The 5093-nt window shown below is 75.5% G+C and carries 6 protein-coding genes; all 6 read right to left on the bottom strand.

Going from position 1 to position 5093, the window contains the following annotated elements; all coding sequences use genetic code 11:
• Window positions 1–560: alpha/beta fold hydrolase (locus ABT023_RS28805; RefSeq protein ID WP_350889815.1), on the bottom strand; the 560-nt coding region annotated here is incomplete at its 3' end.
• Window positions 560–1750, bottom strand: coding sequence for a trans-sulfuration enzyme family protein (locus tag ABT023_RS28800; protein WP_350889813.1), 1191 nt, complete (start codon window positions 1748–1750; stop codon window positions 560–562). The genes ABT023_RS28800 and ABT023_RS28805, both read right to left, overlap by 1 nt.
• A gap of 32 nt (window positions 1751–1782) precedes the next feature.
• A complete protein-coding gene (locus tag ABT023_RS28795) occupies window positions 1783–2643 on the bottom strand; it encodes a carbon-nitrogen hydrolase family protein (RefSeq protein WP_350889812.1) in 861 nt (286 codons plus the stop codon).
• Entirely contained in the window at window positions 2625–2954 is a 330-nt protein-coding gene (locus tag ABT023_RS28790) for an AzlD domain-containing protein (protein ID WP_350889810.1), read from the bottom strand. The genes ABT023_RS28795 and ABT023_RS28790 overlap by 19 nt, the downstream gene beginning before the upstream one ends.
• Before the next feature lie 5 nt (window positions 2955–2959).
• On the bottom strand, window positions 2960–3880 hold the full coding sequence (locus ABT023_RS28785) for an AzlC family ABC transporter permease (protein ID WP_350889808.1): 921 nt from the start codon (window positions 3878–3880) through the stop codon (window positions 2960–2962).
• Window positions 3873–5093 (bottom strand): alpha/beta fold hydrolase (locus ABT023_RS28780; protein WP_350889806.1); only part of this gene is annotated, 1221 nt, incomplete at its 5' end. The genes ABT023_RS28780 and ABT023_RS28785, both read right to left, overlap by 8 nt.

Raw genomic sequence — 5093 nt, 5'->3', positions numbered from 1 at the left:
GCGACGGCCGACCCCTGGCCCGGCTCGCCCGCCGGGCGGTCGGCCGCCGGCACGGCGTCGGCGAACCGCCGCCACTGCTCGGGGAAGAACCGGCCGACGCCCCGGTACAGCCAATCGATCTCCGACCGGCGGGTCATGGTGACCCCGACGAGGACGATCGCGCTCACCCGCTCCGGGTTCCGCTGCGCGTACGCGAGCCCCAGGGTCGAGCCCCACGAGTCGCCGAACAGCAGCCAGCGGTCGACGCCCAGGTGCTCGCGCAGCCGCTCCATGTCGGCCAGCAGGTGTGCCGTGGTGTTGTGCCGCAGGTCGGCGGCCGGGTCGGCGGCGTGCGGGGTGCTGCGCCCGCAGCCACGCTGGTCGAACTGGACGATCCGGTACCGGGCCGGGTCGAACAGCCGACGGACGCCCACGGCGGACCCGGCCCCGGGTCCGCCGTGCACGACGAGCGCCGGCGTGCCGCCCGGATCGCCGGAAACCTCCCAGTGCACGAGGTTCCCGTCGCCCACGTCCAGCATCCCGTGGTCGTACGGCTCCACGGGCGGATGCGCCGGCCGCATCAGCCTGCGGACCCGCTCCGGCCGGCGACGACGTCCAGGGCGCGGGTGAAGTCGGCGACCAGGTCCGCCGTCTCCTCGATGCCGGTGGAGACCCGCACCAGGCCCTCGCCGATGCCCGTGGCGGCGAGCTGGTCGGCGTCGACGATGCCCGCCCACATCGAGCGCGGGTGCACCACCAGGGTGCTCACGCTGCCCAGGCTGGCCGCCCGCTTGGCCAGCCGCAGCTCGGCCAGCAGGGTGGCCGCCGCCGGCCGGCCGCCGGCCAGGTCGAGGCTGAACACGCCGCCGTGCCCGCTCATCTGCTTGGTGGCCAGGTCGTGCTGCGGGTGGCTGGCCAGCCCCGGGTAGCGCACCCGGGCGACGGCCGGGTGCTCCTCCAGCGCCCGGGCCAGCGCGAGGGCGTTGTCGTTGTGCCGGGCCATCCGCAGCGGCAGCGTCCGGATGCCGCGCAGCAGCAGCCAGGCGTCGATCGGGCCGAGCGTCGCCCCGGTGACGATGGAGGTCTCCCACACCCGGTCGACCAGTTCGGCGGAGCCGACCACGACCCCGGCGGAGACGTCGGAGTGGCCGCCGAGGAACTTCGTGGCGCTGTGCCAGACCAGGTCCGCGCCGAAGGCCGCCGGGCGCTGGTTGACCGGGGTGGCGAAGGTGTTGTCCACGACGACGTACGCGCCGTGGGCGTGCGCCAGGTCGATCACCGCGGTCAGGTCGGTCAGCTCCAGCAGCGGGTTGCTGGGGGTCTCCACCAGCACCAGCCGGGTCTGCGGCGTCAGCGCCCGGGCGAACGCGTCGACGTCGGTCTGGTCGACCTGGGTGCAGGTCACCCCGAAGCGGGTGAGCAGCCCCGTGGTCAGCGAGGTGGTGCCGCCGTACGTGCTGCGCTGCACGATCACGTGGTCACCGGCGTTCAGCAGGGCCAGGGCGATCGTGGTGATCGCCCCCATCCCGGACGCGGTGACCAGGCCCGCCTCGACGCCCTCCAGCTCGGCCACCACGGCGGAGACCTGGGCGTGGTTGGGGTTGCCGTAGCGGGTGTAGAAGGCGTCGCCGCGCGTCTGCGTGGCGATCTCGGTGAACCGCTCGTCGGTCTCGGCGCTGAAGGTGGCGCTCTGCACGATCGGGGGCGACACCGCACCCGTGGGGCTCAGCCCGTCGTCGCCGTGGATCGCGGTCGTGCCGATGCCGGTCACTGGTGCTCCTTCGGTTGGCTGCTGCGAATCTGTCAAGGTACGACGACGACCGGTGCCGGGGCGGGCGCGGGGGCGACCCGGTCGGCGAGCATCCGCTGGCTGTCGCGCTGGTGCCGCAACCGGGAGTCGTCGAGGTCGGCGACGGCCAGGCCGGCGGTGGCCCCGGCGTCGGCCAGCGGGCGGCCGTCGGGGGCGTACATGGCGCTATGACCGGCGAACCGCCACCCGCCGTGCGCCCCGGCGAAGTTGGCGAACACCACGTAGCTGGTGTTCTCCAGGGCGCGGGCCGGGAAGTAGACGCTTCGGCGGTGGTCGGAGTCGCCGACGGTGAACGCGCCGGACACCAGGTAGGCGTCCGCGCCGGCCAGCGTGAGGCCCCGGGCGTGCTCGGGGAAGCTGGCGTCGTAGCAGACGCCGAGGCCGAGCCGCCAGCCGCGCACCCGTACGAGCGTGTCGGTGGTGCCGGGGGCGAACACCGCCCGCTCGTCGGCGTCGAGGTGGCGCTTGTGGTAGGTCGCGGCGACCGCGCCGTCGGGACCGACCACGTGGGCGGCGATGGCCCAGCCGTCGGCGCGCCGGGCGCAGCCGCCGACCACGGCGGTCACCCCGTGCTCCCGGCAGGCCTGGCCCACCGTACGCAGCGCCGGGTCGCCGGGGGCGACCTCGCACCGGGCGACGTCGGCGGTGAGCAGCGGATAGTCGTACCCGCACAGCGACAGCTCGGGGAAGACGACCAGGCTCGCGCCCAGGTCGGCGGCCCCGGCGATCGCGGCGGTGTGCGCGGCGGCGTTGCCGGTCAGGTCGCCGCCGACCGCCTCGATCTGTGCCGCCGCCACCCGCAGCGGCTGCCGCAGCGGAACGTCGCCCGTCGTCGTCACATCGTCCCCAACCACCAGCGCAGCCCGAAGAAGACCGCCAGCCCGACGGTCCACACGATCATGAACCGTTCGACGAAGAGCCCGGTCACCAGGGTCACCACCCCGGCCACCAGGTACGGGACCGTGACCACGGTGATCTCCACCCGGTTGTCGACGGGGGCGAGCACCGACGGCACCGCGATCGCGGCGAGCAGCGCGGGCGGCAGGTAGCCGAGGAACGTCTTCACGTCGGCCGGCAGTTCCCGGTCGCGGAAGACCAGCAGCGGCACGTACCGGGGGGCGAAGGTGGCCAGCCCCATGCCGAGGATGAGCAGCAGCATCGACATCGCGGTCACCTTCCGTCCACGTCGGCGGCGGCGTCGGCCGCCCGGTCCCCGGCCCGCACGGGCTCACCGGGCGGCACCGGCTCACCGGGCCGCGAGCGCGGCACTGAGCCCGGCGGGGGCCCGTCGGCGCCCGCCGGCAGGTCCGGCGGCGCCGGGTCCGGGTCGACCGCCGGGTCGTCGGGCTTCGGCGGGAACCAGCGGCGTTCGATCCGCTCGCAGGCCATGCCGACGCAGGCTCCGCCGAGCGCGGCCAGGATCAGCCCCAGGTTGTACGGCAGGCCGAGGGTCAGCATGGCCAGCGCGCCGGCCGAGACGGCGGTGGTCCAGATCTTCCAGCCGGCGAGCGCCCCGGCGAGCACGACCAGGAAGACCGCGGTCATCGGGAAGTCCAGGCCGTCGCGCAGCCGCTCCGGCAGCAGGTGTCCGGCGACCATGCCGACGACCGTGGCGATCGCCCAGTTGACGTACATGACGGCGGACGCGCCGAAGTAGTACATGCTCTTGCGGCGGGCCGGCTCGTCGCCCTTGATCCGGTCGAACGCGACGAAGAACACCGCGTCGATCAGCCCGAAGCCGAGCAGCAGCCGCCACCGCTGCGGCAGCTCCCGCACGTGCGGGGCGAGCAGCGTCGAGTAGATCAGCATGCGCAGGCTGAGGATCAGCGTGGTCAGCACGATCACCGGCCACGCCGCGCCCTCGGAGATCAGCTTGAAGCCGATGAACTGGGCGGTGCCCGAGTTGACCACCATGGCCAGCCCGAACGTCTCCAGGTAGGACAGCCCGCTGGCCAGGCCGAGCGTCCCGCCGATCACCCCGAGGGGGAACGCGGAGAGCAGGAACGGCACCATCGAGCGGGCCCCGGCGACGAACTCGCCGCGCGGCGTCGCGGGCCGCTCGGCGGCGCTGGTGGGCGTGCGGTCAGACATGGTCCTCCCCGGGGCGGCGGGCACGCGGAGCGGCCGGGCCGGCGGCGCCGACGAGGGCGGCCACCTCCCCGGCGCGGGTACGGCAGAAGTAGTGTCCCCCACCGTCGATCTCTTCGAGGGTCACGTCGGCGGCGATTCGCCGCCACGCGGCGTGCTCGTCGGCCGAGCCGGCGGTGAGCGGGTCGTCGTCGGCGAGCACCACCGTCACCGGCACGGTCAGCGGCCGGTCGGCCAGCGGGGCGAGCTGGTCCCGCAGGTACGCGTGCGAGCCGAGCGCGTCGTGCCGGAACGCGGCGACCAGCGCAGAGGTGTGTTCGGCGTCGAGTCCGTCGAGGTCGGTGAAGCCGGTCTGCCCGACCAGCCAGTCCACCACCCCCGCCTCGTCGAGGGCCCGCACCTCGGCGATGCTGGCGTCGATGTCGGCCGCGTCACGCAGCAGCTTGCCGCCGAGGAAGAGCCGCGCCGGCGGGGCCCCGGCGGCGGCGAGCAGCCGGGTCACCTCGACGGCCAGGGCCGCGCCGACGCAGTGCCCCCAGATGAGCACCTCGCCCCGGTCGGCGGCGCGGACCTCGTCGGCCACCCGGCGGGCCACCTCGTCGAGGTCGACCAGCGGCTCGGGGCGGCCGGGGTCGTGACCGGGCAGGGCCACCGCCTGAACGGCCACCCCATGCCCGGCGAGCGCCTCGGCGAGGGGGCGGAAGGCCAGCGGGTTGCCGGCGGCGTACGGGAAGCAGACCAGGACCCGGTCGGCGGCGACGCCCGGCGGCGACAGCGGCTGGAGCAGCGAGTCGTCGCCGGCCCGGGCGGCCCCGGCCCCGGCCTCCGCGCCTGACCCGGTCCCGGAGGCGACCGCCGCGCCTGACCCGGTGCCGGGTGTGGCGCCGGGGGTCTCGGCGGGCTGGGCGGCCTCGGCGGCCCGGGCCAGCGGGCCGAGGTCGGAGTGGGTCATCAACTGCCGCAGGGTGATCAGCGGGCGCAGCGCGGCGACGACCCGCATCGCGGCGAGGGAGTTCCCGCCGAGGTCGAAGAAGTTGTCCTCCTCGGCGATGTCGGCCGCCGGCACGTCCAGGGTCGCGGCCCAGACCTCGGCGATGCGCCGGGCCACGTCGGTGGCGGGCGGGGTGCGCCCGGCGGGGCCGGTGGCCGGGGCGGGCGCGGTCCGGCCGAAGGTCCGCCGCGCGGGAGTGACCCGGGCCGGCGGCAGGCCGGCGGC

The sequence above is a fragment of the Micromonospora sp. NPDC002296 genome, assembly GCF_040296145.1.
In the GTDB taxonomy this organism is placed as follows: Bacteria; Actinomycetota; Actinomycetes; order Mycobacteriales; family Micromonosporaceae; genus Micromonospora.
Note: the sequence above shows the minus strand (reverse complement) of the source record. Positions and strands in the feature narration are given on the sequence as shown.

Bases quoted from the DNA above. Each gene is read 5' to 3' on its own strand.
- ABT023_RS28785 (WP_350889808.1), bottom strand. From the start codon at position 3,880: ATGTCTGACCGCACGCCCACCAGCGCCGCCGAGCGGCCCGCGACGCCG.
- ABT023_RS28790 (WP_350889810.1), bottom strand. From the start codon at position 2,954: ATGTCGATGCTGCTGCTCATCCTCGGCATGGGGCTGGCCACCTTCGCC.